General features: G+C 51.1%; 24 protein-coding genes. 14 read left to right on the forward strand and 10 right to left on the reverse strand.

The window, feature by feature from the left end; all coding sequences use genetic code 11:
* Positions 1-118: 118 nt before the first annotated feature.
* Positions 119-604: a GlcG/HbpS family heme-binding protein gene (locus tag PCI15_RS19100; RefSeq protein WP_271271500.1), complete on the reverse strand. Its 486-nt coding sequence runs from the start codon at positions 602-604 to the stop codon at positions 119-121.
* 137 nt (positions 605-741) lie between these two features.
* On the opposite strand from PCI15_RS19100, the gene PCI15_RS19105 reads away from it, so the two are divergent.
* From PCI15_RS19105 to PCI15_RS19115, 3 genes are all read left to right on the forward strand, one after another.
* Positions 742-1,425, forward strand: a complete 684-nt coding sequence (locus PCI15_RS19105) for a winged helix-turn-helix domain-containing protein (RefSeq protein WP_271271501.1) — start codon at positions 742-744, stop codon at positions 1,423-1,425.
* Positions 1,406-2,806, forward strand: a complete 1,401-nt coding sequence (locus PCI15_RS19110) for a sensor histidine kinase (RefSeq protein WP_271271502.1) — start codon at positions 1,406-1,408, stop codon at positions 2,804-2,806. Before PCI15_RS19105 ends, PCI15_RS19110 begins: the two co-directional genes overlap by 20 nt.
* Positions 2,807-2,893: 87 nt before the next feature.
* Positions 2,894-3,835 carry an RCC1 domain-containing protein gene (locus tag PCI15_RS19115; protein WP_271271503.1) on the forward strand — a complete coding sequence of 314 codons (942 nt, stop codon included), beginning with the start codon at positions 2,894-2,896 and terminating at the stop codon, positions 3,833-3,835.
* 975 nt (positions 3,836-4,810) lie between these two features.
* Here the strand turns inward: PCI15_RS19115 and PCI15_RS19120 are convergent.
* From PCI15_RS19120 to PCI15_RS19130, 3 genes are all read right to left on the reverse strand, one after another.
* Positions 4,811-5,281 carry a hypothetical protein gene (locus tag PCI15_RS19120; protein ID WP_271271504.1) on the reverse strand — a complete coding sequence of 157 codons (471 nt, stop codon included), beginning with the start codon at positions 5,279-5,281 and terminating at the stop codon, positions 4,811-4,813.
* Between the two features lie 382 nt (positions 5,282-5,663).
* A complete protein-coding gene (locus PCI15_RS19125; RefSeq protein WP_271271505.1) occupies positions 5,664-6,035 on the reverse strand; it encodes a group I truncated hemoglobin in 372 nt (123 codons plus the stop codon).
* A 189-nt stretch (positions 6,036-6,224) separates the two neighbouring features.
* Positions 6,225-7,166 carry a GAF domain-containing protein gene (locus tag PCI15_RS19130; RefSeq protein WP_271271506.1) on the reverse strand — a complete coding sequence of 314 codons (942 nt, stop codon included), beginning with the start codon at positions 7,164-7,166 and terminating at the stop codon, positions 6,225-6,227.
* 368 nt (positions 7,167-7,534) lie between these two features.
* On the opposite strand from PCI15_RS19130, the gene bamJ reads away from it, so the two are divergent.
* Together bamJ and PCI15_RS19140 are read left to right on the forward strand one after the other, a co-directional pair.
* Complete coding sequence (gene bamJ / locus PCI15_RS19135) at positions 7,535-8,011, forward strand: BamJ family beta-barrel-assembly machinery protein (RefSeq protein WP_271271507.1); 477 nt, start codon at positions 7,535-7,537, stop codon at positions 8,009-8,011.
* 126 nt (positions 8,012-8,137) lie between these two features.
* Positions 8,138-9,040, forward strand: a complete 903-nt coding sequence (locus PCI15_RS19140; protein WP_271271508.1) for a serine hydrolase domain-containing protein — start codon at positions 8,138-8,140, stop codon at positions 9,038-9,040.
* A gap of 31 nt (positions 9,041-9,071) precedes the next feature.
* On the opposite strand, the gene PCI15_RS19145 is transcribed toward PCI15_RS19140, so the two are convergent.
* Positions 9,072-9,401 carry a cytochrome C oxidase subunit IV family protein gene (locus tag PCI15_RS19145; protein WP_271271509.1) on the reverse strand — a complete coding sequence of 110 codons (330 nt, stop codon included), beginning with the start codon at positions 9,399-9,401 and terminating at the stop codon, positions 9,072-9,074.
* Positions 9,402-9,406: 5 nt separating this feature from the next.
* Entirely contained in the window at positions 9,407-10,033 is a 627-nt protein-coding gene (locus PCI15_RS19150) for a cytochrome c oxidase subunit 3 family protein (protein WP_271271510.1), read from the reverse strand.
* Between the two features lie 601 nt (positions 10,034-10,634).
* On the opposite strand from PCI15_RS19150, the gene PCI15_RS19155 reads away from it, so the two are divergent.
* The 5 genes from PCI15_RS19155 to PCI15_RS19175 all read left to right on the forward strand — a co-directional run bounded on the left by PCI15_RS19155 (position 10,635) and on the right by PCI15_RS19175 (position 16,875).
* On the forward strand, positions 10,635-11,123 hold the full coding sequence (locus PCI15_RS19155) for a DUF2271 domain-containing protein (protein WP_271271511.1): 489 nt from the start codon (positions 10,635-10,637) through the stop codon (positions 11,121-11,123).
* A 6-nt stretch (positions 11,124-11,129) separates the two neighbouring features.
* Positions 11,130-13,304 (forward strand): PepSY domain-containing protein, encoded by a 2,175-nt coding sequence (locus PCI15_RS19160; RefSeq protein WP_271271512.1) that lies wholly within the window; start codon positions 11,130-11,132, stop codon positions 13,302-13,304.
* Between the two features lie 14 nt (positions 13,305-13,318).
* Positions 13,319-14,689: an ankyrin repeat domain-containing protein gene (locus PCI15_RS19165; RefSeq protein WP_271271513.1), complete on the forward strand. Its 1,371-nt coding sequence runs from the start codon at positions 13,319-13,321 to the stop codon at positions 14,687-14,689.
* 197 nt (positions 14,690-14,886) lie between these two features.
* Positions 14,887-16,326, forward strand: a complete 1,440-nt coding sequence (locus PCI15_RS19170) for an MATE family efflux transporter (protein ID WP_271271514.1) — start codon at positions 14,887-14,889, stop codon at positions 16,324-16,326.
* 126 nt (positions 16,327-16,452) lie between these two features.
* The gene (locus PCI15_RS19175) at positions 16,453-16,875 is read left to right on the forward strand and encodes a hypothetical protein (protein WP_271271515.1); all 423 of its coding nucleotides are present in this window, start codon (positions 16,453-16,455) and stop codon (positions 16,873-16,875) included.
* A 64-nt stretch (positions 16,876-16,939) separates the two neighbouring features.
* Here PCI15_RS19175 and acuI read toward each other — a convergent pair whose 3' ends face one another.
* Entirely contained in the window at positions 16,940-17,926 is a 987-nt protein-coding gene (gene acuI, locus PCI15_RS19180; protein WP_271271516.1) for an acrylyl-CoA reductase (NADPH), read from the reverse strand.
* A 273-nt stretch (positions 17,927-18,199) separates the two neighbouring features.
* On the opposite strand from acuI, the gene PCI15_RS19185 reads away from it, so the two are divergent.
* The gene (locus tag PCI15_RS19185; RefSeq protein ID WP_271271517.1) at positions 18,200-19,042 is read left to right on the forward strand and encodes a FadR/GntR family transcriptional regulator; all 843 of its coding nucleotides are present in this window, start codon (positions 18,200-18,202) and stop codon (positions 19,040-19,042) included.
* A 48-nt stretch (positions 19,043-19,090) separates the two neighbouring features.
* Here the strand turns inward: PCI15_RS19185 and PCI15_RS19190 are convergent, their stop codons facing one another.
* Entirely contained in the window at positions 19,091-19,753 is a 663-nt protein-coding gene (locus tag PCI15_RS19190; protein ID WP_271271518.1) for an ankyrin repeat domain-containing protein, read from the reverse strand.
* Positions 19,754-19,995: 242 nt separating this feature from the next.
* Here PCI15_RS19190 and PCI15_RS19195 point away from each other — a divergent pair, with 242 nt between their 5' ends.
* On the forward strand, positions 19,996-21,000 hold the full coding sequence (locus PCI15_RS19195) for a TRAP transporter substrate-binding protein (protein ID WP_271271519.1): 1,005 nt from the start codon (positions 19,996-19,998) through the stop codon (positions 20,998-21,000).
* A gap of 207 nt (positions 21,001-21,207) precedes the next feature.
* Here PCI15_RS19195 and PCI15_RS19200 read toward each other — a convergent pair whose 3' ends face one another.
* On the reverse strand, positions 21,208-21,549 hold the full coding sequence (locus PCI15_RS19200) for a winged helix-turn-helix transcriptional regulator (RefSeq protein ID WP_271271520.1): 342 nt from the start codon (positions 21,547-21,549) through the stop codon (positions 21,208-21,210).
* A gap of 145 nt (positions 21,550-21,694) precedes the next feature.
* Here PCI15_RS19200 and PCI15_RS19205 point away from each other — a divergent pair, with 145 nt between their 5' ends.
* Both PCI15_RS19205 and PCI15_RS19210 read left to right on the forward strand, forming a co-directional pair.
* Complete coding sequence (locus tag PCI15_RS19205; RefSeq protein WP_271271521.1) at positions 21,695-22,432, forward strand: DUF459 domain-containing protein; 738 nt, start codon at positions 21,695-21,697, stop codon at positions 22,430-22,432.
* A gap of 105 nt (positions 22,433-22,537) precedes the next feature.
* The gene (locus PCI15_RS19210; protein WP_271271522.1) at positions 22,538-23,101 is read left to right on the forward strand and encodes a flavodoxin family protein; all 564 of its coding nucleotides are present in this window, start codon (positions 22,538-22,540) and stop codon (positions 23,099-23,101) included.
* A 45-nt stretch (positions 23,102-23,146) separates the two neighbouring features.
* Here the strand turns inward: PCI15_RS19210 and PCI15_RS19215 are convergent, their stop codons facing one another.
* On the reverse strand, positions 23,147-25,669 hold the full coding sequence (locus PCI15_RS19215; protein WP_271271523.1) for a putative bifunctional diguanylate cyclase/phosphodiesterase: 2,523 nt from the start codon (positions 25,667-25,669) through the stop codon (positions 23,147-23,149).
* Positions 25,670-25,673 lie beyond the last annotated feature (4 nt).

Genomic DNA, 25,673 nt, shown 5'->3' on the forward strand with positions numbered 1-25,673 from the left:
CCTTACCAGTGATTCAAAATCCGTTGCCTTCGGGGCAGACGGTTGATCTTAAGACAATGCCACCGATACCACTTGAGTAAGCCCCGTCAATACGGGGCGTGGTTCCTGACAGCCTGGATTATTTCCCCAGTACTTTATCGATTGCTACCTGAGCGCAGGCCTGATCTAAATGCCCACCTGGCGCGCCACCTACACCAATACCGCCAACTTTTTCACCCTTTACTTTCAGCGGTACACCACCACCCAAGATCAAGATACTTGGATCCATATCCCGTAATCCGGCCGTAATCGGCTTTTCTGCAATCAACTTAGCAAAGTCTGCTGTCGGACGCCCCATACTGGCAGATGTAAACGCCTTCTTTCGACTGCTCTCAACTGTATGTGGCCCTGCTTTATCTGATCGCAACTGAGCCCGTGTCAGACCCGCTGCATCAACAACGGTGACACTGACATTGTAACCGTCGTCTTTACATTGTTTGACAGCTGTATGTGCCAGTTTCAGTGCGGTTTCCATATCCAGATATGGCTGCGTCGGTAATTCAGTTGCCTGTGCTCCCATCGCCAGTGTCATTGTTGTCGCCATTGCCAGTAACTGCTTTTTCATAATTCAATCCTCATTGATAGTAGATAAAGCCAGTCTGATCTGTGACGGTTACCTGAACCTTGCCCAAACATTACAGTTTGGAAAGGTTCACCAGTAGCTGGTGTGTCTGATAGATAAAGAGTGCTAACGTTGCGATTATGAAACTACTACTGATTGAAGATGATCTGAAAATTTCAGATTACATTGCCCGGGGCTTTCGTGAACTGGGGGATGTTGTTGATGTAGAGCACGATGGGGATGCTGGATTTAACGCTGCGCTGGAAGGCGAGTACGACATGCTAATCGTTGATGTAATGCTACCTGGACGGGATGGATTATCTATTATTGAATCCTTACGAGCTTGTGGTCATGCGACACCGGTTATTATTCTCAGCGCTAAACGCTCGATAGAAGACCGCATAAAAGGCCTGGAGACAGGTAGCGATGATTACCTTACAAAGCCCTTTTCTTTTAATGAGTTACTAGCCCGGTCCCAGGCACTGCTAAGACGAAGCCGCTACCAGCCAGAGAGTACTCTGTCTACTCAACTACACTATGCGGATCTGACTTTGGACTGTTATCGAAAAGTAGTGCACCGTGACGGTCAGCGTATCCATCTGCAGCCGCGCGAGTTTCAGCTACTGGAATACATGATGAAGCATCCGGGCCGCGTTTTGTCTAAAACAATCATATTAGAACAGGTTTGGGACTATAGCTTCGATCCCCGAACCAATGTCGTTGATGTATTAGTCTGCCGCTTACGGAGCAAAGTCGACAAGGACTTTTCATGTAAGTTAATCCATACATTGCGCGGGTTAGGTTATGTTTTCAAAAGCGATTAAAACCCTGAAAGGCAATACAGCTCTGATTCTTACAGCCCGCTTTGCTGTGCTTTTTATACTCAGTGGTCTGGCGCTTCTTATCACGGCTAACTACCTGCTGGAACGCTCACAACTTGAACGGGACCGACAGTTAATCAATTCGTTTATTGAAAGCTATCAGCGGGTGGAGCAACAGGCCGGACTGCACAAGATGGAACTTGTCATTAACCGGGATGCACCTTTTTTTCAACGTAGTGAGATGCTGGTAGAACTGACTAATGCAGCCGGAAAACTTCTGATACAAGTAGGCCCTGAAGGATGGCAAAGGCCTGAGAACTTACGAAATACTAATCATCAGGACTGGCTGCACGGTGAATTAAAATCTACAGGTATACATATGCTTGCCCGTGAGGTCATTTTACCCTCCGGAGCAATTTTACTCGTGGGTCTGTCCGAAGCACAGCGCCATGCAGAGTTAGCAGAATACCGACAGCTGGTTTTACTGATCATGGTACCGCTGATGCTTTTCGGATTGCTATTAACCGCCTATATGAATTGGCGAGCGCTACGTCCGGTACATGACCTTATTCACACGGTTACGGCTATCAGAGCAAACAACCTTAATGTCAGAGTAGATGTGCGTAATTCTGAGTCCGAACTTGGCGAGTTAGCACAACTATTCAACGAAATGCTGGAACAAATTGAACGGCTGGTAGACAGTATGCGGCATTCGCTGGATGCGGTTGCTCATGACCTGCGTACACCATTATCCCGTATGCGTCTGTCTTTGGAGCATGCTTTAGGTACGGATAACCCCACTGATGTCAGAGAAGCATTACTGGATTGTGCAGAGGAAAGCGAGCGCATTGAGTTAATGCTTCGCGCTCTGATGGATCAGACTGAAGCTGAAAATGGTATGTTGCGGTTACACCCTCAAACAGTGTCACTGTCTGTTCTGTTATCTGAGTGCTTCGACTTATATCAATATGTTGCTGAAGAAAAAGGCGTGTCACTGCAATTGCAGTTAACTGATGACTGTGAACTGACAGCAGACCGGATGCGTCTGCAACAATTGATCGGGAATCTACTGGATAATGCCATTAAGTACACAGAGCCTGAAGGACAGGTTGAGCTGGGCGTTCAATGTGAACCAGACCGAATTCTGTTGTATGTGAGAGACACAGGTATCGGCATCCCCAAACAAGACCAACCATTGATTTTCGACCGTTTATACAGAGCCGATCCCAGCCGCTCAGAACCCGGCATGGGATTAGGTCTGGCATTAGTGAAAGCAATAGTCCTTGCACATCAGGGAGACATCCGTTTGAACAGCGAACCAGGAAAAGGCAGTTGCTTCACGGTGATTCTGCCCCGTTACGCAGAGACACATACTTCAAGCTAAAAGAGTTAAATTTATCCCATTACAGACCTGACAGGTTCGTTATACGTTTTTCTGAAAAAAATCCCAGAATATATTCGAGTTATTCAAATGAAATTACGTCCATCATATCTCTCTTTTGCCCTGAGTATTTTGTGTAGCAGTATCAGCACAACGGTTCAGGCTGACAGTTCCTCTCCGTTGCTCGCTGCTTATTACGATAAGTATATGGCTATTTGCGGGAATAAAGTTCTGAGCTGGAACGGAAAAAACAAACCTGAACAAATCTCCATCAATGCAAAACAAGTGGGTGTTGGAAAGAACAATTATTATCTGCTGACGGATAAAAATACTTTGATGGCATGGGACAACAGGTCTGTAAACGCAAAAGTTATCATGACTGATGTCCGCTCATTTTATGCAGGACGCTCAGGTGTTTTTATTATCAAAGAAGATAACTCTTTGCGCTATTCAGATACAAAAAGCATTATGGGCTTCGGTGAAACGGTCTCAGAAAAAAACGTATGGGTTGCTGATAATGTCAAAACAGCAGCCATAGGAGACAGCGCTAATTACTATGTAACCTTAAACGGTGATTTATTTGTAAAAGGTCTCGCTCACCGGGGCCAGTATGGTGACGGTAAGTTGACGGAAACATCAGAGTATATAAAAACGGCAGACAACGTTGCACAGGTGATTTCACATACAGGACACACATTGATTCGTAAGCAGGACGGTAGCGTCTGGGGGACCGGAGGTAATATTTACGGCCCTCTTGGAAAGCACGGTTACGGCGATAAGGCTGTGCGCTGGGGAAAAATTTTTGCGAGTACGGCATCAATAGCGACAGGCAGCAGTCACTCACTTGCAATTAAAAATGATGGCTCCTTGTGGATGTGGGGGCGGGGAACAGGCTTAACTCCAAGGAAAATGATGGAGAAGGTTACCGCCGTTGCCGCTGGCAGCCAGGACAGTATTGCACTGTCTGACGGCAGAATATGGCAATGGGAACGAGGTAAAAATCCTGAGCCAAAAATATCATGTACTGATTAAATTCTCAGCGTCTGATAGTGGAAAGCCTGAAGACTACTAAACCTATAGCTCAAACCCGTTTTAAAACATAGAACATCGCTTTATTATGTTTAGAAACAACAACTTACTTTAATACATAACTGCTATTTTCAGGGTGAAATATTGAATTACTATCTATAGGTACCTGATGTCTCCCCTGCCCGGTAAGCAATTGCAAAAAACCATCTGCGGTGTTGCGAATCAGCGCGGGGTTACTCCACTCAGTAAGTTGTAAAAAATACGGAGAATCTCTGTCGGAAATACTCATCTTTTGATCTCGCCAAATGCGGGCGTAAGCCTCTCTAGGAAAGTGATACCCCCAAGTTATAAATGTATGAGGATTCATCCTGACAGACCACCTGCTTTCATTAACAATGCTTCTGCACAGTTGAAGTGTTCGGCCACCGTATTTCTCACACTCTGTCATCATTGGATGATTGTCAGCTTCAACAAAGGGTATTTGGGCAGAAATACATATTAACAATACCAGGTGGAATACTCTGATCATCCGATACCTCAATTCAGTGCATATTATGTACGCATAACTATCCGGTTCGAGCCAGAAATCTCCCCTAAACTACAATGCGCCTTCAAGCAAAGTCCAATACTATCCATTAAGATTCACGAAAAATCAGAGCACTTCAAGTGATTCAAAATCCGTTGCCTTCGGGGGTGGTGCTTGCGCTTAAGTCAGTGCCCACCCGGGCCACTCATCTTCCGGGAAAAGCCCCTCAGAGATCGAACGCGGTTTCAGCCTTCAATTTTTGTGTCGGTAAGAAGCAGAATTGATATACATGTCGGATTCGCTTACCAAAAACCTTTTTAAAGGGTTCAGGTTTTGTCTGTCTACAGTTCTAACTTTCAGTGAAGCACTAAGGATTGAAGCAGCGCACCAATCACTCCGCTGACATGCTGCTTCATCTCACTATCCGTTGTTTATTGGTAATATCACATCAGTCATCCATCAAGATCTACAACAAACAGGCAGTCGAACACGATTGGGGTGCCTTCTGCACCGGTAAAGTCTGTCATATCAACCATTCCGGACAAGCGGACGGTTCCCTGAACACCCGCAAAGCGTCCTGTTCCTGCAATGACTGCATTCCCATCACCTGATGCTCCGGTAATATGGGTTATCACCTGCCCGGAAGGCGTGACCGTAGGGTGCAATACCGGTTGCACGGTGGTGCTTCCTCTGGTGACCAGAGTACCTTCAGGCATATAAAAATACGTGGTGCCGACAAGCTGAATACCAGTACCTGCCAGGTTAATATTCGAAAGGCAATCAGTTGCAGTACCGATGTATCTGCGGTTTTTGGCATTAATCAGTTCTATATCAAAACACAGTGCATCATCCTCATAACCATCACCATCAATATCTGGCACCGTTGAAAGATACATATCGCCAGAACCCACCAGGTTCAGCATATAATGATTACCTGCACCACGGTTATCAGCAGAAACATTTACCACTGATCCCAGAGAGATCAGAACCACAGCCAGTATTATTTTCTTGAAATACATCTTAATTCTCCCATACGCTCTATGAACAAACGATGTGGTCAGGCAAAACACACCAGCACCACTTCAGAACCCGGAACCAAGATGCAAAATTCGTACTGCTCCCGTTTAATGATTTACTTAATAAGCAGTTATAAGAAATGAAAAAAAACTAACGCGGACAAATGTACTGAAAATGTAAAGCCAGGCTAACAGCCGGACTGCAGCCTTTTTACAACCGGACACTGACTGGTAACATCCCCTGTTGCATGACCGGCTGTAATCCGACAGCCAGTCTTCAGGATGAGAATCAAACTTCAACAATATCTGATCTGGTACTGTCGATGAATGCCAGCACATCATTGCGTTCTGCTGCAGGTAAACTGAAAAAGTCGAGCGTCTCATTCAGATGTCCCTGAAAAGCATTCCAGTCCTGCTCACTGATGTGCATACCTTCATGAGACACCTTCATGTCCCGCCCGGTATACAAAACGGGGCCTCCGGCCGCGCTGCACAAATAATCAATTAGCAATTGCTTTTCACGGTTGATACCGTCAATACCGCGGTTTTGCCAGAAACGCCCCAGCAAGGCATCTTCCTGCAAGCGAGGTAGCAGATTATTTACAACAGCACTGATGGCATCATAGCCACCTAAACGTTCATACAAAGCCTTTTCACTCATGTTTTCACCTTCAGAATTTTTGATCAGCTAAACAGGCTCGCAAGCCAGCTTACTGCCAGTTTCAGCGGCATTTACGCTCAGAAAAATCCTAACAGTGTGATCACTCAATGTTGTGAGAACAGCGTGATATTTGCGTGAAAAAAGCGTGACTAGCCGCCACTGAAAAGAGCAAACCAGGCCTTTGAAAAGCTATTCAACCAATAGCAGGCACCCAACCCCGGCAATTGTTTTAATATTCAGCCCGGGCACTTTTTGCCGCACCCGGCGCAACAATGAACGCAAAGATGATTCATCAACAATTACGGTCGGCCAGATCTGTTGTTCAAGTTCAGGATAAGGCACCACATGACCAGGTTGGGACGCCAGGAGATGAAACAGTAAAGCCTCCTTCCGGCTAAGATGCACCTGTTGCTCCTGAAACAGTAACGTGCGGTTTTCCAGACAGTAACGATACCCGTCCCCCGGCACAAGAATACCGGCAGACAGAGTGGTGACCGTATCGTCAGTCATCTGACGTTTGTTCATGACTGATGCCAGCCGCCTTTTGTAAGAAGCCAGCTCATCTTCAACCTGACGGCGTCTGACATTATTCCGGTATGCCCGGATCAGATTGCTGCAGGTTGAAATAAAAGGTGCCAGATAATCAATCAGGGCTTCATCATAGCCACCATTGCGATTAGCAATCCCCACCACGCCCTGCAACTGCGAACCATTACACATCGGCAACCCCAGAAAACTGTTCAGCGGAGGATGTCCTTTAGGTAAACCTCCTCTACGCGGATCATTGGCCGGATCATTAGAAATAACCGGCCGGGATGTTTTAAGCACAGCCCCATAAAGAGAATCCAGTTTGGCAAAGACCATACCTTGCTCTGCAGTAACTTCGTAAAGTCGCAGTGTTTCCTTATTCCAGCCGATGTTGGTTGTGGCATAACTCTGAATATAGGGCAGGCCTTCCGATGAGTAAAAAGTCTCTCCGATAAACCCGTACTCACTGCCCGTCAGATTCAGAAGATCATCAAGTAAGCCATTAAACAGAACATAGGGATTCGATTCAGTAATATACCGGGATAAGGTCTGACTGATCGTTTCTAACAACTCAACACTGCCTTCATACTGCTTATCAGTCATCAATACAAACCTTCATATCTGAATAACACATCGCTCCGGCAAAACCATATGACGCCGGGCAACACCACAACGCAAACCACTTTTCTACGGCTATCATGCGCTCAGTAAAACACTGTGTTTAAGATTCGTGAATGAGTAATATCAAGCCTGGCCCGTTACAAAATCCGGTTTATTATCCGGTAACACCACACTCTGAAGGCTATCCGGATAAACTTCACGTACATTTCACTTCCCCTGCTCCCGCTGTTTATCCCCTCCCCCTGTCTGCTTAAGCATTTTCTGCATTTCGGTGAAGCACGCAGATAATACCTTTACATAAGGATTACCTTGTCTTTAAAGTAACCGTTTTTAACCGGAATCCTGAACCTATGACTGAAATAATCCTGATCGCTGTCGTCGTGTGCATTGGCTGGCTGCTGATAAGATCAAAAAAGCAAAGCAAACAGTTAGCAGAAACAAACCGTTCTGCAGGTTCTGAGTTTCTAACGGTGAATGCCGAAAAGCCGGAAGTAACGACGACCGCCAGCGGCCTGCAATATGAGATTCTGCAAACCGGCAGCGGTTCAGAACATCCGCAGGCGTCAGATAAAGTGAAGGTTCACTATCACGGCACCCTCATTGACGGCCGGGTATTCGACAGCTCAGTTGACCGTGGCGAACCTATCAGCTTTGGCCTTAATCAGGTCATTAAAGGCTGGACTGAAGGTGTTCAGCTGATGGTTGTCGGGGAAAAACGGCGTTTGTTTATTCCGGCCGATCTGGCCTACGGCAATGGCTCAGCGGGCATTATTACACCCGGGTCTACTCTGATTTTTGAGGTTGAGTTACTGGCCATCAATCCCTAATGTCTCACATAACCTGAATAAACCTGTTGCCGCCGTTAAAACCTGACCGGTATATCCGGTCTGGCGATTGGTAGTTCAGGCTTTCAGAAGACAAGCAGCAACCTGAACAGCCACCCGGATACCCGAATGGATTCACTGCAACAGACGGTTGAAAATCACTACCCTCACATCTATACCGTATCTGTGTATCAGTCCGGTGAGCTAATTTCTGAGTTTGCAAAGCCGGGCTACAAACATAAAGTGCGCACTGTCCGGTCGGTCACCAAGAGCATCATTGCAACCTTGTACGGCATTGCGATTCAGCAGGGCTATCTGAAAAACCTTGATACGCCGGTCATGTCGTATTTTCCCGATTACCGGTCCGGTAAGCTGGATGCCAGTACACACAGGATTACCTTCCGGCATTTACTGACCATGACCTCCGGACTGGACAGCTCAGACCGGCAACCCAAAGGGTATTTCAGAAGTAAGAACTGGGTCAGGTTCTATCTTGAACGCCCGGTGAAATATGAACCAGGCACCCGGTTCCAGTACAGCTCTGCCGGTTCACATGTACTGTCAGCCCTGTTGTACAAACTCACCTCACTGAATGTGCACGACTTTGCCAGACGACATTTATTCATGCCGCTGGGCATTACACGCAGCCAGTGGTCGCACGATCAGCAAGGCTATTATCATGGCGGGTTCGGACTCGACCTTTCCTCTGTCAGCTTGTCTAGAATAGGTCAGCTGTATCTGGATGGCGGTGCAGCAAATGGCAGCCAGATCATTTCACCGGCCTTCATGTCAGAAGCCACCCAAAAACAGGTAGCCGGCGGTTTTCCTGAAAGTGACGGCTATGGCTATCACTGGTGGACAGGCGCGTTCAGCGAAGTGGACTACTTCTATGCAGCAGGCCTGGGCGGGCAGTATATTTTCATCGTCCCCGGGCTGAACCTGCTCACCGTCATTACCTCAGAATCACGGCGGCCACACCTTGAGAACAAAAAGGTTTTCACCGATCTGATTTTGCCGCGCTATACATCCTGAACTTTCAGCGGAACCTAACTGACCCGCACCTCTACCCTTCCAGATCCACCAGATTGGCGATGCCTTCCGGAAAGAGGTACACCAGCAAAATCATCATTGGCAAAACGACAAAATAAAGATTCATGGCAATGCGAAAATACCGGTGGGCATTGCGCAGCTCCATAAAGTAGTCGACCACCAGCCAGCCTTTAACCCCAACAGTCACCGCAACTGCCAGCGTAATGATGAGGCTGGGTTCCGCCGATTCGGCAATCACAGCACTGCCTAAAGTCAGCGTGATCAGCACCAGCCAGACCCAGTTCTTAATTCCATAGCCCTTAAACGCAGAGCCTTTTACCCGGTGAGAAAGCGCAGCAAACATATCAGTTACCTCAGAACATAAAGCAGCGGAAAGATAATGATCCATACCAGATCAATCATGTGCCAGTAACAGGCAATGGCTTCCAGACCTTCATGGTTGTCGGCGGAATAAGCCCCCTTCCTGAGCCTGTAAATAGCCCAGAGGATTGCACCGCCCCCCCAGCCCACATGCAGAAAGTGATTGAAGGTCATGTAGTAATAAACGGTGAAGAACAGGTTGGTTTCAATTTCGATACCCTGTTCGATATTCCAGTAGTACTCCCAGGTTTTAACCACCAGATAGAACACCGCACAAATGATGGTGCCCCACAGCCAGCGGATCGCCGTTGTAATCCGGTTCATGCGTACACAGGCAACCGCCTTTGCCACACAAAAACTGCTGGTTAACAGTGCCAGTGTATTCAGGGTGCCGGCCAGTGTATTGAGCTGCAAAGGCCCCTGATTAAACACTTCCTGATGAAATACCTTGGCAATGAAATACACCAGAAACATCAGCGCAAACTCTGTCATTTCGGCATAGATACCAACCCATACTGCCCCGTTACCCGGGATCCGGTTCGGTTTCGGCAGAAAACTGACTGGCTGATCAGCCCCGGGGATCTCTCTGTCCGTGATCACACTGCTATCGGCCATCGCGAAACGCTCCTTCTGTGCCTGACAATAAAAAGTGAAACAACAACTGCGTTCTTAAGCAGTCACCGGCTACGCTTTCCATTAATGAGGTACAGATATAAATAATTAATTAAGAATGAGCACAGAATAATCCCACTGGCAGCTGCATCTATTGATTTCGGTTAACTTTTAGCAAAAATTTTTACACCGGCAGGAAAATTGCCTTAAGCAATGCCCGTCGCTGCCCGGGTAAATCCAAACCTTATTCAAACGAAAGGGAAGCGATAAACAGAAATATTTCAAACAAAACAAATCCTGTTCTGGCAGGCCAGATTTGCTTCAGAGGCTGAATAATCTGCCTGCAGTTCATCTGTAACCCACTGATTTAAAAACCTTATGTTCGAAAAGTGACATACATCATTCAATTACGAACTATTCTCATTACCTATTGACATAAGGCACTAAATACCAATAATGCCACACATTCTTATTATCATTTAGATTCAAGTACCGCCTATTTCCTTTCAATAAGAAAGGAAGCTTCCGGTAACGAACAGATTCAAGTCACCCGGTCATCTGATCAGGTGATGTACTGCAAAAACACACCCACTGGAGACCTGAAATGTCGCTTCCACTACCAGCTAAATTACGCGCGTCCCTGCTTGTCTTGCTATCGCTGCTGGCGTTTACAGCCCCCGCCAAGGCAGATGAAGCGGTCGTGCTGGTTCAGTTAAACGAATACAACGGTCCTGAAGCATACTTTCATCTCTACCTGGTAAACCCGGAAGGTAAATTTGACCGCACTTTATGGGTTTCCGGCCCGGATAAGATCTGGTGGCCGGACTCAAAACGCTGGTTCGGATATCACTCCCGTGCACGGGAAAATATCGACGGCATCACCGGTGCATCCACAGCAGGCGGCGCACGTTCAGTAATGCGGGTTGATATTGACCCAAGCTGGGTAGATGCCGGATATAAACTGCGTGTGGAAACCTCCGTAGAAAATGCTGATAACGTGCAAGCGGATGCTGAGATTGAACTCACCAAAGCCAGCCAGCGGGCAAAAACGCCCGGTACTGGCTACGTCCGCTACATCCGTTACAAGCTTTAAACCAGGATGTGGCGTCAGATACACCGCTGGGCGGGAGTCATTCCTGGCCTGCTACTGATCTTTTTAGCCGTCACCGGATCGATCCTGTCGGTTGATCCGCTGCTGAAACGGTTTGACCGCAATGTCCATAACCTGGGTGACCTGACCGTCGGGGATGTACTGCGCCTGTCTGCAAAAAAGAATCCCTACTTTGAGATTGACCGGATCCGGATCGATTATTCCGGCCGTGTGCTCCTGCGCGGGGCCGATGCCGCCGGATCACGCGAAGTGCCCTTCAACCCCTTTAACGGCCGTCTGGCACGTAAAGACAGGCCCGAATCTATTATGGATCTGGTTAACAGCCTGCACCGTAATCTGGCGCTGGGCCCCAATGGCCGGCCCATTACACTCATCAGTGTCATTGCTATGCTATTGCTGATGATCACCGGCCTTACGCTGTTAGCCCGACGGTTGGGAGGCTACCGCCGGATTTTTGGCAGGATTAAAGGCCGGGGGCTCGATAAATGGCACACCGTTCTGGGCCGCTTACTGATTATCCCTCTATTCGTAACAGTGCTGTCAGGTACCTGGATGTCACTGGTATCAAACGGTCTGTTGCCTTCCGGCGTGGACGATACACCGGAATATCCGGAAACCCTGACCCAGGCCGATCCGGTTCCGGCCGCCGAACTGGCTGTCTTCGATACCATTGCGCTAAGTGACCTGACCGAGCTGAGCTTCCCTATCTGGTCCGACTGGTGGGATGTCTATGTACTGCGTCAGGGAGGAACACTGACCTTCATTGACCGCCAATCCGGAGACATACTCAGCCAGGAAAGCGTACCGTTTCTAACCCGCGCGCTGGATCTCTTTACCCTGCTGCATACCGGACAGGGCGCTTCTCCCTGGGGGGCAGTTGCCGGCCTTATCTCGCTGTCAGTGCCGTTCTTTGCGGTCACAGGGCTGATCGTCTGGTTACGCCGGCGCCACCCTAAGCCCCGCGGTATGGTGTCACTTGCAAGCGCCGACATCGTCATACTGGTTGGCTCTGAAACCGGCACCACCTGGGGGTTCGCCGTCTACCTGGCACAACAACTTCGTGATGCAGGTAAAACCGTGCACCTCAGCGGGATGAATAAAACCTGCTATATACGCGAAGACGCGACCTTACTGCTTCTGGCAGCCACGTACGGTGATGGCACGCCACCGTCAGGGGCTGCACAGTTCCTCGAACGCTTACCCGGCTATCAGGGTGGTCAGCACTTTGCCGTGCTGGGCTTCGGCGATAAAGCCTTCCCGGCATACTGCGCATTTGCCATCAACTGCCAGAATGCACTCATGGCCTCCGGCCGCACCAGCCTGTTGCCCATGGGGGACATTAACCGCCGTTCCGCACAGGCTTTCACTGCCTGGGGACACACACTGGCTGCCGCACTGGAGCTTAGCAGCCTGACTCTTGATTACACGCCACCCCGCCCGAAAACCCGACCACTGGAACTGGCTGAACGGGAAGACTTCACCGGTTATGACGGCACCGCCTCAGCGATCCTGCGGTTCCGTGCGCCAAAGAAACGTCGTCTGCCCGGTTTCAGTGCCGGAGATCTTTTGGGCATAGTCCCCCCGCAGGACCCGGTGGCGCGGCTGTATTCCCTCGCCTCATCAAAAGGTGAAGACATGGTTGAGCTGTGCGTTGCCAGCGTCAAAGGCGGAATTTGCTCGAACTACCTGCTGGGGCTTAAACCCGGTCAGCACATCGACGCCTATGTGGAACATAATCCTGACTTCCGCCCCGCCCGCCGTGCCCCCACCATCATGATCGGTGCTGGTACCGGGATTGCACCTTTTGCCGGCATGATTCGCAATAACCGGAAACAGCCCATGGAACTGTTCTTCGGCCTGCGTCATCCCGACAACGACTTTTATTACCGCAATGCCATTCAGGAATGGCAGAGCGACGGACGTCTGAGCGGATTCCACCCGGCATTCTCACGGCACGATGATCAGGCCTATGTTCAGGACAGGCTGCGCAGTGCCAGCGACATCGTGGCACAACATTTACATCAGGGTGCGACAATCATGGTCTGCGGATCTTCCCGCATGGCGCAGGCTGTCGCACATGAAATTGACATTATCTCCGCCAGCACAGGACTCAGCCTTGCTGAATTACGTCTGTGCGGCCGTTACCTTGAAGACATCTACTGACAGAGGACCCTGCAATGAAACTCGGAACCTTGATTTCCACCATCGCGGTTACCGCACTGCTCGCCACCAGCGCGCATGCTAAAAACCCTTTCCTGACTAAAAAGTTCTGGAAAGACGCCACTGTCGAGGACGTACAGGCCAGAATGGACGAAGGCTACAGCCTGCTCGAAAAACAGAAAATCGGCCGCCAGGCCCTGCATTACGCTTTGCGTGGCAGTGCGTCTCCGGAAGTCATGCGCTGGTTGCTGGAACAGGGCGTCCCCTACCGGCCTGAAGGGGGTAAAGGTGTGTACGCTGAACTTTATGCTGCCCGCTACGGTGATCTGGAGCTGATTAAGCTGTTCGCCGAATTCGGCGCCGACTATAAAGTTGAAGACTATATGGGTGAAACCCCGCAATACTGGCTGTCAAAAAACAAAAAATTCCGCCCGGGCATCGTCGAATATTTTGAAGAAATCGGTCTGGATTTCGACCAGCAAAGCCGGTTAGGTATCACGCCGCTGGGCGCCTTCGCCTACAATAAGCGGGCCATGAAAATGTTTGAACTGCTTGAAGATAAAGGCTACGACCCCGGCTATATCGACGGTGAAGGCCGCGACCTCTTCATGCGGGCACTGACCAAGAACGACAATGTCGAAATGCTGGAAAAATTCTACGACATGAGCGAAGAACCGGAAGTGGCTGACAACTACGGATATTCCGGGGTGCTGCTGACCGTGGCCGATGAAGCAACCTCTGAAGAACGCCTGACGTTTCTTGAAGACAAAGGCTTCGACCTGCACATCACCAATGACCGTGGACAGACCGCGCTGCACATGCTGATGGCTAACCGTGAAGAAGAAGCCGAAGGCTATGATGCGCTGATGGCCCGTGACTTTGATGTGAATGCAAAAGACAATGCCGGCAATACACCACTGCTGCTGGCACTGGCATTTAAAGAACCAGCCGTTATCGAAACCCTGCTTGATGCCGGTGCAGATCCACTGGCTGCCAATGAAAAAGGCATCACACCGCTACTGGCAGCCCTGCTGCGGGGCGAAGATTTTGCGCCGGTCATTGATCGCCTGATTGCAGCCAATGCAAACCTGAACGACAAAGATGCTAAAGGCGGTACCGCCCTGACCTATGCGGTCAAAGGTGGGCAGTCAACCGAACTGCTGAAGAAGATCGTGGCTGCCGGTGTCGATCTGGACGCAAAAGACGGCGAAGAAACCACCGCTCTGATGTATGCAGCCCTGCTGGGTAAAGACGCATCAACCATGGAGTTCCTGCTTGAAGCAGGTGCCGACAAATCAGTCACTGATGTATTCGACGATACGGCCATGCTGATGGCGCAGGAAAATGCGGCACTTAAAGACAGCCCGGTTCTCGCCAAATTACACTAAAGCCTGAACCGGAACCCGGCCGGAGCGTTTACACAAAGGCTCCGGTTGTTCACCCTACCAACAAACAGCCACTTTCTGCCGTCCCAGACGTTTTTCCCTCCTCATCCGCCACCCATTTGTCAGGTTACAGATGCTGTTTTCTCTAGTAGATTAGGTATCTTATCTCTCCTTTTCCGTCAGCCGGTTTTGCAAATAAGATGATGAAAAGCGCCAAGTTCGTTCAGGGCTCAACCTTCCGACACGTTTCAGTGATGACGCTCAGCAGTACCGTTGGCTTACTGGCGCTGTTTGCCGTTGACCTTGTGGATATGTACTTCCTCAGTTTACTGGGGCAGGAAGAGCTGGCTGCTGCGATCGGTTTTTCCGGTACTCTGCTGTTCTTTTTAACGTCCGTAGGCATCGGTATTCAGATTGCCATGGGCGCACTGGTCTCCCGGGCAGAAGGGGCCAGCAACCGGGAACTGGCCAGCCAGTACTGCTCCAGCGTATTGCTGTTCAGCCTGATTGCGGCCCTGTTAGTGACGCTGCCCGCCTGGTTCTGGCTGGAAGACTTACTGATGTTCCTCGGCGCCCGGGATGTCACCCTCAGCCTGGCGATGGATTACAGCCAGATACTGCTCCCAAGTACGCCGTTACTGGTTTGTGGCATGTCTGCCGCCGCCACCTTGCGGGGACTGGGCGATGCCCGTAATGCCATGTACACCACCCTTGGCGCAGCCATTGTCAATGCCCTGCTCAATCCGCTGTTTATCTTTACCTTCGGGCTGGAAATTCAGGGGGCGGCGATTGCTTCGGTCATCTCCCGGGTGGCACTGGTGGGCATCGCGCTGTATGTGGTAATTCGCCGGCACCAGATCCACTGCAAACCGGACTTTGCCCAGATGCGCCGGGACCTGACCGCCATTTTACCCATTGCGGTTCCCGCGGTGCTGACCAATCTGGCTACACCGATTGGCGGCAGCTATGTGCTGAGAACCATGGCAAGTTTCGGTGACAGTGCGGTAGCCGGTGCGGCCATTCTGGGCCGAGTCACCCCGGTGGCCTTTGCGCTGATATTCGCGTTATCCGGTGCCATCGGTCCGATTATCGGTCAGAACGCCGGTGCCGACCGTTACGACCGGGTCAGAGCAACATTGCTCAATGCCCTGCTCATTAACTTTGTCTATATCCTGTTCGTCTGGCTGGTACTGTATCTGGCGGGAGACATGATCATCAGCGCCTTCAGCGCCAGCGGAGACGCCGCCTACCTGATCGATTTTTACACCACCTGGCTGGTGATCGGGTTTAGCTTTAACGGTGTGCTGTTTATTGCCAACGCCGCTTCAAACAACCTTAACCACGCCACCCAGGCCACCCTGTTCAACTTTGCCAAAGCGCTGTTCGGTACCATTCCGCTGGTGTATCTGTTTGCCCAGTGGTTCGGTGCCGCCGGTGTACTGGCCGGTGAGCTGGCCGGCGCGGTAGTCTGGGGCACAATCGCGCTGGCGGTTGTCTTCTGGCAAATCCGGCAACTGGAGCGGGAACATACCAGTGTATCCTGCACAGAACCGGAGGTAACAGAGGCAATGGCTTCACCCTTCAGTTCATCCCAGTGTCAGTTAGGCTGCTCATACGTAAAAAGTAGCGAAGATAAATAGGTTCTGCACAGGGCGCCGGCGACGCCTTTTAACCGGCATCAGCCTGCCATTTTTTACAAGCCGGCTAACCGGCGCCCTCTTGACCTTACCCTGCAGGACATTGCCCGGCTCACCGACTTATTCTCCATGGGTGTCACCAAAAACGGTGCGCTGATCGGCGAAGCAATTATTATCAACAACCAAGCGCTGGCTGAAGGCTTTGCCTTTCATGTGCAACAACGGGGCGGCATGCTGTCCAGGGGGCGTCTGCCGGGTATTCAGTTCGTTGCGTTATTCAAAGATAACCTCTATTTCGAACTGGCAGCCCACGCCAATAAAATGGTAATGAAACTCTCTGAAGGCCTGTTGGCCCACGGCCTGCAACTGGAAACAGATACAGCAACCAATCAGATCTTCACGGCATTACCGGATGCACTGATCGCCCGGCTGCAGGAGAAATTTGACTTCTATGTCTGGTGTCGTAAAACCGCCGACAGCTCAGTTGCCCGTCTGGTCACTTCATGGGCGACGCCCGAAGAAAAGGCCGATGAGTTTGTGATGCTGCTATAACGCCTGCCCATAAAAAAACGACGCTGACTGCGCCGTTTTTGCGTATTCCTGCCCGCTGCCCGGGTCAGGCAATCTCGACGATGACCCGGCCCTTGATCTTACCGTCCACAATGTCAGTGGCTTTTTCAACGATCTGATCAAAGCCAACGGTTTCCGACAGCAATTCCAGTTTTTCCAGATCCAGATCCTGCTGTAACCGGGCCCATGCTTCTTCCCGGACGGCTTTCGGCGCCATCACCGAATCGATCCCCAGCAAGGACACACCCCGTAAAATAAATGGCATCACGGTCAGTGGCAGATCCGCCCCCTGAGCCAGACCGCAGCTGGTCACGGCACCGCCATACTGAGTCTGGGCGATCACGTTCGCCAGCGTATGGCTGCCGATAGAGTCAACCGCAGCCCGCCAGCGCTCCTTACCCATCGGCCGGCCTTTTTCAGAGAGCTCCGCCCGATCAATCACGCTGCTCGCCCCCAGTTGCTTAAGGAAATCTGCATGCTCTGTTCGCCCGGTAGAAGCGATCACTTCATAGCCCAGCTTCGACAGAATCGATACCGCAACACTGCCGACACCGCCATTGGCACCGGTCACCAGCACCGGCCCCTGATCCGGTGTAATGCCGTGTTTCTCCAGCGCCAGCACCGACAGCATAGCGGTATAGCCAGCGGTTCCGACGGCCATACACTGTTTCGGCGTCATACCTGCCGGTTTCTTAATCAGCCAGTCACCCTTCACCCGGGCCTGTTCAGCATAAGCACCGTAATGCACCTCACCAACACCCCAGCCATTCAGCACGACGGCATCACCGGCGGAAAACTCAGCATGATCACTTTCAATCACCGTGCCGGCGAAGTCGATGCCCGGAATCATTGGCCATTTACGGACCACCGGGCCTTTCCCGGTAATCGCCAGGCCGTCTTTATAATTAATGGTTGAGTACTCAACGGCCACCAGCACATCGCCGGGCATCAGATCTTCGCGGCTTAGCTGCACGCATTCCGTCTGTTGCTGTTCACCGTCTTTGGAAATCTGTAACGCTTTAAAAGTATTCATAAATTCTCTCTGTAAACACGGTTTTTTTCAGGCGCTTATAGCAGCCTCTTCGCTGGCACTTCCGGAAACCGGCAGTGACTGAGATATCACTTAAAAACCTGTTTCTGACTCTGCAGATCATATATTTCTATTTGTATGACAAATATTAAAATATTTTATTTAGATAATAATTGTCAAGCCCAACCAAAGGCTGATACTGTTATCCCAGCGTATATAAAAGCCTTTTGCCGGGCCGCGGCACCGTTGTAACCGCTGTAAATTCAGGAAATTACCTTGTCTGAAATAAAGTCTGATAAAAAGTCTGATACAAAATCTACCAAAAAGTCACCCCGGAAATCTGTTGAAAAACCGTTGGCCACAACGCCGGCGCTTTCCTCACTGCAGACACAGGCACCCTTTGGCAACATTGTGACCGCCAGTGCGACCAAACAGATTGCAGAGCAACTGCGCCAGGCAATTCTCAGCGGTGAGCTGAAAAAAGATGACCGTCTGCCCACTGAATTCGAGCTGGCGGCTCAGTTCGACGTATCCCGTCCGACGATCCGCGAAGCGCTTAAACGGCTGGCCGCACAGAATCTGATCCGCTCTAAACGGGGCCCCGCCGGCGGAACCTTTGTCAACGGTTTTGAAATGAAAGATGCCACCGAATTCCTGGCATCTTCTACCATGCTGATGATCAGCATGGGCGCCGTAGAGATGGCAGACATCATTCAGACCCGCAGGATCCTTCAGGCCGAGTGTTGCAAACTCGCACTGCAGAACTGGTCTGATACCTACATGGCCGGCTTAAATCAGTGCCTTGAGCACCAGAAAGACGACTCGATCTCCGACAGTGAGTTCTGTGCAGCAGACGTTGCCTTTCACCGCTACATTACCGATGCCACCGAAAATCCTATGCTGCAGATGATCGTCTATTCCATCATTGATGCGCTGGTACCGGTGATGAATATGACAATTGTCCGTCTGCGCAGCCGGGAAAAGATCATCGGTTACCACCAGCAGATTTGTCAGGCATTTAGTGAGCAGAATCAGGATCAGCTGTTAAGCGTTCTGAATGAATTACTCGATTATCTGAATGACACCTTTAACCAGCAGCACGAGGCTAAGCAGCAATAGCGTCCGGCTCCGGTAACAGCACATTCACAGGATTATTCTTTCACGGGATTATTCTTTCACCGGGGTTTGCAGCACGGTGATCAGCGTCTGATAGCCTTTATCCCGGGCGTGATCCAGCGGTGTTTTACCCTTTTTATCGGCGATATTCCGGTCTGCTCCGGCCGCCAGTAACAGGCGTACCGCACTGACATAATCCTCACCGCCATTCCCCAGAATCACCGCTTCCAGCAGCGCCGTCCAGCCCAGGTTATTAACCCGGTCCAGCGGTGCACCGGCGGCAATCAGCAACTGCATAATTTCCAGCTCAGCCTGATGGGTGGCATAAATCAGTGCCGAACCTTCGTACACCGAGGTTACCTGGGTCGGATCTGCCCCGGCCTGCAAGGCCAGCCGGGCAATTTCCGGATTACTCACTGAAACAGCCGTGTTCAGGATATCCCGGTGTTTATAATTCATCGCACTGGGCGCCGCACCGCTGGCCAGTAGCAGCCTGACTAGCGGCACACTGTTCATCTGCGCTGCCGCCAGCAACGGCGTATTTCCCCTGCTGTCCCGGACTTCCAGTAAGGCAGCGTCCTGCTCAAGCAGCGCTGTCACTGCGCTGCTGTCCGCCTGCTCAATGTTCCGGAACAGTGCATCACTCGCCTGAACAACGCCGGACCAGAGGCACAGGCCGATCAGGGCACCGCATAACGGGCTTTTTACGTTCATATATCTCACCTTTTATGACACTTATTACTCACCGGCACGTTACAAAACAATATATTTTATAGCTGGCAGAACCACTGAGAAGCCCGCCATTTCTGGCTTGCACAGAGTTGGGTCTACATTTCGCGATACGTTGGATCTAATTACCGGTAAAAAATTTATCTGATTATCCCAGTCAGTCTACTGCTTATAACAGACTCATTTTGCCGGTAAAAATTCACCGGTTTCATACCTAGGAGCTATACATGAAACATAAAAATAATATCGCTAAAGCTGTTTCCCTTGCCGCAGGCCTGCTGTTCTCGGCAAGCGCCCTGTCCGCAAACTGGAACATTGCAGTGGGTGACGGTGGCAGCAGTGCTCAGGAAGCGCTGGGGCTGAAATTTATTGAACTTCTGGAAGCGAAAACCGGCGGCAAACATTCCGCTAAACTGTTCCTTAACGGCCAGTTGGGTTCAGAGCAGGATACCGTCAACGACGTCGCCCTGGGTACCACCGACTTCTCCATTCTGGCCAGTAACAACCTGACACCGTTCTCACCAAGCCTGGGCATTTTGTCCCTGCCGTATATCTTTGAAAACCTGGACCAGGCCATCGCCGCCACTGAAGGCCCGATTGCCGATGAGCTGGTTGAAAACACCATCCGTGATTCCAACACCCGTATTCTGGGCTGGACCTATTCCGGCTTCCGGGTACTGAGTAACTCCAAGAAGCCAATCAAGAAACTGGCCGATCTGGACGGTGTGGTTGTACGGGTACCTAAAAATGAAATCATGATTGATACCTATCAGTCCTGGGGTATTAACCCAACGCCAATGGCCTGGTCTGAAACCTTTACAGCCCTGCAGCAGGGCGTAGTAGACGGTCAGGACACCCCTTACACTACCATTTACGCGATGAAGTTCGGTGAAGTACAGAAGTATATCGCCGACCTCCACTATCTGTTCCTGCTGGAGCCGCTGATCATCTCTGAATCCCTGTTCCAGGATCAGGATGCTGCTACCCAGAAAGCCATTCTGGAAGCCGGTGAAGAAGCGACTCAATACAGCATTACCTGGCTGAAAGAGAAAGAAGCAGTCATCAAAGATGAACTGGTCAACAAGTACAACATGCAGATCGACACACTGCAGGATGAAGCGGAATGGGCCAAGCGTGCTCAGGAAGCCGTATGGCCGAAGTTCTATGAAAGTGTTGGCGGTAAAGACAAAGTAAACCAGTTGCTGCGCTCACTGGGCCGCGCTGAAATCTAACAGCGATACCTGTATGCCCTGCGGGGCATACACCTTGCTTATACCTCTGTATTCCCCCGCGAGCCAATGGATAAGGGAAATACAGGTTCTTGCCGGTCACGGACATCCTCTCCTGAGTGCCCACTTGACCGAACTGGCCGCCAGCTGTTCACCCTGGCGGCTTTTTTATGTATGTCTAATCATTCTGGCAATGTCTGCACTCATAAATCATTGCCCCTGAGTTGCATAGAAATTATCAACCACCCAGTCATCAACCGCACCAATCAAACTCCCCAGCGACAAGCCTAACTCCGTTAACCGGTAATCAACTCTGGGCGGTACTTCCTGATAATCACAGCGCTCCACCAAACCATTCTGCTCCAGCAGCCTCAGAGTCTGAGTAAGCATTTTCTGCGAAATACCGTCAATTTCCCGCAGCAGTTCTGAGCTGCGTTTCGGCCCTTTATATAACAGCGGAAAGACCAGTAATACCCATTTATTTCCGATAACCTCTATCAGTTTTCGGGACGGACACTGCGCCAGATAAGGGTCCGGAGTTGGCCTGTTCATGAAACTCTCACTTTTTTGGATATTTTTATGGGCACTTTTTTGTACGTACTGTTCATTTGGTTCACTTGAAATCTATTATAGCTACACCGGTATCGCAATAACTCACACGTGTGTTTCAACCCTTATCTGTATTTGAGGTGTAACGATGAAACAAACTTTTTTACCCGCAGCAATTTTACTGACGGCCATATCTTCCTTCACGGCCAGTGCCGATGAAGCCCGAATTCTCGCCTTTGGCGACAGTAACACCTGGGGCTGGTCCCCCGTCAGCGAAGGCTACCCTGCAGGACGTTTTAACGACGATACCCGCTGGGCAGGCGTGCTGGATAACGCTTTGCCTGAAGCAACTGTCATTGTTGACGGAATGATTGGTCGGCGCTCAGACATTGACGGCCGTAATGATAACGGCCTGGTCAGAAAAGAGGACTTTAATGGCGCCGCCGCTCTGCCGGCAGCAATTGCCCGCAATATGCCGCTGGATCTGGTGGTAATTATGCTCGGAACCAATGACCTGCAGGCGGGTACTGTGCGGGCACCGGCCGATATCGCCAGGGCGGTATTCAAAATGGCAGCGAATGTCAGCCAGGCTGAGAAAACCGTCTTTACCCGCTACCCGGCACCGGATGTCTTGGTGATTGGCCCCGCTGCGATGGGTGATACCAGCAAAACAGGGTTAAGCGGTCTGTTCCAGGCCGGTGAAGCGGCATCAGTGCAGCTCAGTGCAGCATTTACACAGGAAGCGACCCGCACCGGCATTACATTCTTCGATGCCAGCAAAGTCACAGATACCGACGGCATTGACGGTGTGCATTTCAGCGCCAGCAACCATGAAACACTGGGAAAGGCACTGGCCCCCGTCGTCCAGACACTGATTAACGACTGAAAACCATAAAGCCCGATGCCCGGTGCCCGATGCCCGGCGACCGATACAAAGTCACCGGGCTTTACTGACCTCATATAACGTCTCTTAATTACCGGAACACATTTTATGATTACTATTGCGATTGTTTACCACAGCGGATTCGGCCATACCGAAGTACAGGCCCGGCATATCGAACAGGGTGCAGCCGCGGTCAGTGGTGTACACACTGAACTGGTTAAAGCTGAAGACCTCACCGGTCAGGCCGGCACACTGAACCAGGCTGATGGCATTATTTTCGGCTCACCGACTTATCTGGGAAATGTATCCGGCCCGTTCAAAAGCTTTATGGATTCAACCTCTGATATATGGTTTCAGCAACAGTGGAAAGACAAAATAGCAGCAGGCTTTACCAACTCTCACAGCATCGGCGGAGATAAACTGAGCACGCTGATTTCTATGGCTGTATTCGCCGCTCAGCATGGCATGATCTGGGTCGGCCAGACAGAAATGAATACTTCGCCGGAACATCAGCAAGGGCATCCGGAAGCCATAAACCGCAGCGGTACCATGCTGGGTGCGGTCGCCTCATCTGAAGATGCCTCTCCTGAAGTTACCCCGCCGGCAGGTGATCTGGCAACCGCCCGGTTGTTCGGTAAACGCATTGCCGAAATCACCAAACGTTTTAATTAAACCCGCCTGAGACTGGCAAAAAAGACCTCCGGTGACGCCGGAGGTTTACAGGCTTTCTTCGGTATCTTCAGATGCAGCGCGTTTTTTACTGCTGTCGGCGATCATGATATCCACCAGTAAATCAGTGATCTGATCCGCATCCAGTGGGCGGCCAAAATAATGACCCTGTAACTCATCACAGCCATGTTCCCGCAAAAAACGAGCCTGTTCAGCGGTCTCAACCCCTTCAGCAATAATCCGTAACCCCAGACGTTTACCCATCGAAATAATCGTTTGGGTAATCTCAGTGGCCGCGTCATCAGAACCGATTTCCCGGGTAAAGGACTGATCGATCTTCAGGCGATCCAGCGGGAAATGCCGTAAGCTGCTCAGGGAAGAATAGCCGGTACCAAAGTCATCCACCGCCAGATCCACTCCCTGGGTTTTCATCCGTTTCATGATGTTCACAGCCTGATCCATGTCCCACATAAGGGAGCCTTCGGTGATCTCCAGCTCAATATTACCGGGGGCGATACTCATGTGTTTGATCGTTTGGGCCAGTCGCCTTTCCAGTTCAGGATCAGCAAACTGCAGAGGTGATACATTAATGGCCAGGCGCAGGCGCGGTAAACCGGCATCGTGCCAGTCCTGGAGCTGTTCACAGGCGGTTTTCAGCACCCAGCTGCCAATCATCGGAATCAGCCCCACGTGCTCTGCAACCGGAATGAAAATCCCCGGCGGAATACGTCCCAGTTGCGGGCTGTTCCAGCGCAGTAACGCTTCCACCCCCACCATCCGGCCATCATCCGCACGGACCTGGGGCTGGTAATAGACTTCAAACTCATTGCGTTCCAGCGCATGCACCAGCGCCTGCTCAACCTGAGAACGCAGTTCCAGCTGCAGGCCCGCCCCCTGTGAATACACACACAGGGTGTCACTGTCATCCACCCGGGACTTGAACATCGCGGTATACGCATTGCGAATCAGCCCGTCTGCATCAAAGCAGTCATCCGGCCATGCCGAAGCGCCGATACGGGGCGTCAGTAACAGATAGCTGTCGTCATCCATCTTCAGCGGTTTTTGCAAGCCCTGCAGCAGGCTCAGCGCGGCATCTTTTATATGTTCCACGTCCTGAAGGTCTGTCAGCAGAACGGCAAAATCATCACCGTTCAGATGGGCGATAAAATGCTCATCGCGGATCACTTCCCGCAGCCGGTTGCCGACCTTCTTTAACTGAGTATCGTCCACCGGGCATTCCAGTGTGGTGCTGGCAGAACCTGACCAGTTGAAATGAATCACCAGTAAACCGACACAGCTTTCAGCCCCCTGCTGCTCAGCTATCGCCCGGTTTAACCTCTGGCGGAGCATTACTGCATTGGGCAGGCCCGTCGCCACATGATGCTGAACCTGATGGGCCAGTTGCTGTAATAACTTGTGCTTAAGCCGGGCATCAATGCCCAGTTGCCAGACATTCCATAACGGCCAGGGCAAAGCCACAATGATCAGGGCCGCCCCCGGAGCAAACCATAACTTCCAGCCTACCAGTAACGTCAGGCTCAGTGCCGGAATGCTCCACAGGGCCACCAACGTAAACACCAGCCCGGCCCGTAATGGCAGCAGCACGACAGCCAGAGTTACTATGCTGATGAAGGCCAGCGTAATGCCCGTATACCAGGCCGACGAGACCTGATTAATGCCTTCTCCCCGTAACAGAGCATTCAGAATATGGGCATTCAGCTCAACACCGGGGATCCGCTCATGGGCCGCCGCTGCCGGCGTTGACAGAGCATCCCCCAGACCGGTGGCCGTGGCACCGACCAATACATACTTTCCACGGATCGCTTCAGCAGGCACCCGTCCGGAAATAATGTCGGCCCAGGAATAGGTTTGCGGACGGTCGCCGGTTTTGGCAAAGGGAATCATGATGCTTTGCTGACGCAACCAGTAATCCGAGCGGATCACCGGGGTATTTTCTACATTGATCAGGCTGTCCAGTTGTTCGGTCTCACCCTTTACCCGCAACATCGCCATCGCCAGTGCCGGCCAGCGGGCATCTCCCACACCACTGTAGAGGAAAAACCGGCGGCACAGGCCGTCAACATCCAGCTCAACATCCACATGTCCGATGGCTTCAGCACTCACCGCCAGATCCGGCAGTGGCATAACTTCGCTGATCAGGGAGCCGGGCATCTGCACCCCCGGGGCGATACTGAGAACACTGCGGCCACTGCGGGCCAGCGCCTCGGCAAACACTTCATCCGCTTCCGGGTCGTTTTTCTGGGGTTCCACAAACAGCACATCGATACCAATGACCGCCGCATCCATCTCGGTCAGCTTATATACCAGCTCAGCGTGACGTTTACGGGACCAGGGCCAGCGGCCCAGTTGCTGCAGGCTGTAATCATCAATCGCCACAATGACAACCTGATCACTCATGCTGACCGCATGGGCCGGCAACATCTGGTCGTAGAGCATCAGATCCAGACGTTCCAGCCCGCGGTTAAATGTCAGCCCCAGGCCACTGAATAACAACAGCAGGATCAGACATACCGCATACAGCCGGCTTCGAAGGGATTCTGACAGTTTCATATCA

It is taken from the genome of Aliamphritea hakodatensis (genome assembly GCF_024347195.1).
GTDB lineage: Bacteria > Pseudomonadota > Gammaproteobacteria > Pseudomonadales > Balneatricaceae > Amphritea > Amphritea hakodatensis.

Coding starts and splice junctions, on each gene's coding strand:
- PCI15_RS19200 (WP_271271520.1), bottom strand. CDS start 21,549: ATGAACAGGCCAACTCCGGACCCTTATCTGGCGCAGTGTCCGTCCCGA.
- PCI15_RS19165 (WP_271271513.1), top strand. CDS start 13,319: ATGAAACTCGGAACCTTGATTTCCACCATCGCGGTTACCGCACTGCTC.
- PCI15_RS19100 (WP_271271500.1), bottom strand. CDS start 604: ATGAAAAAGCAGTTACTGGCAATGGCGACAACAATGACACTGGCGATG.
- PCI15_RS19210 (WP_271271522.1), top strand. CDS start 22,538: ATGATTACTATTGCGATTGTTTACCACAGCGGATTCGGCCATACCGAA.
- PCI15_RS19115 (WP_271271503.1), top strand. CDS start 2,894: ATGAAATTACGTCCATCATATCTCTCTTTTGCCCTGAGTATTTTGTGT.
- PCI15_RS19140 (WP_271271508.1), top strand. CDS start 8,138: ATGGATTCACTGCAACAGACGGTTGAAAATCACTACCCTCACATCTAT.
- PCI15_RS19150 (WP_271271510.1), bottom strand. CDS start 10,033: ATGGCCGATAGCAGTGTGATCACGGACAGAGAGATCCCCGGGGCTGAT.
- PCI15_RS19120 (WP_271271504.1), bottom strand. CDS start 5,281: ATGCTGAACCTGGTGGGTTCTGGCGATATGTATCTTTCAACGGTGCCA.
- PCI15_RS19170 (WP_271271514.1), top strand. CDS start 14,887: ATGATGAAAAGCGCCAAGTTCGTTCAGGGCTCAACCTTCCGACACGTT.
- PCI15_RS19205 (WP_271271521.1), top strand. CDS start 21,695: ATGAAACAAACTTTTTTACCCGCAGCAATTTTACTGACGGCCATATCT.
- PCI15_RS19145 (WP_271271509.1), bottom strand. CDS start 9,401: ATGTTTGCTGCGCTTTCTCACCGGGTAAAAGGCTCTGCGTTTAAGGGC.
- acuI (WP_271271516.1), bottom strand. CDS start 17,926: ATGAATACTTTTAAAGCGTTACAGATTTCCAAAGACGGTGAACAGCAA.
- PCI15_RS19155 (WP_271271511.1), top strand. CDS start 10,635: ATGTCGCTTCCACTACCAGCTAAATTACGCGCGTCCCTGCTTGTCTTG.
- PCI15_RS19195 (WP_271271519.1), top strand. CDS start 19,996: ATGAAACATAAAAATAATATCGCTAAAGCTGTTTCCCTTGCCGCAGGC.
- PCI15_RS19215 (WP_271271523.1), bottom strand. CDS start 25,669: ATGAAACTGTCAGAATCCCTTCGAAGCCGGCTGTATGCGGTATGTCTG.
- bamJ (WP_271271507.1), top strand. CDS start 7,535: ATGACTGAAATAATCCTGATCGCTGTCGTCGTGTGCATTGGCTGGCTG.
- PCI15_RS19175 (WP_271271515.1), top strand. CDS start 16,453: ATGGGTGTCACCAAAAACGGTGCGCTGATCGGCGAAGCAATTATTATC.
- PCI15_RS19110 (WP_271271502.1), top strand. CDS start 1,406: ATGTTTTCAAAAGCGATTAAAACCCTGAAAGGCAATACAGCTCTGATT.
- PCI15_RS19125 (WP_271271505.1), bottom strand. CDS start 6,035: ATGAGTGAAAAGGCTTTGTATGAACGTTTAGGTGGCTATGATGCCATC.
- PCI15_RS19160 (WP_271271512.1), top strand. CDS start 11,130: ATGTGGCGTCAGATACACCGCTGGGCGGGAGTCATTCCTGGCCTGCTA.
- PCI15_RS19105 (WP_271271501.1), top strand. CDS start 742: ATGAAACTACTACTGATTGAAGATGATCTGAAAATTTCAGATTACATT.
- PCI15_RS19190 (WP_271271518.1), bottom strand. CDS start 19,753: ATGAACGTAAAAAGCCCGTTATGCGGTGCCCTGATCGGCCTGTGCCTC.
- PCI15_RS19130 (WP_271271506.1), bottom strand. CDS start 7,166: ATGACTGATAAGCAGTATGAAGGCAGTGTTGAGTTGTTAGAAACGATC.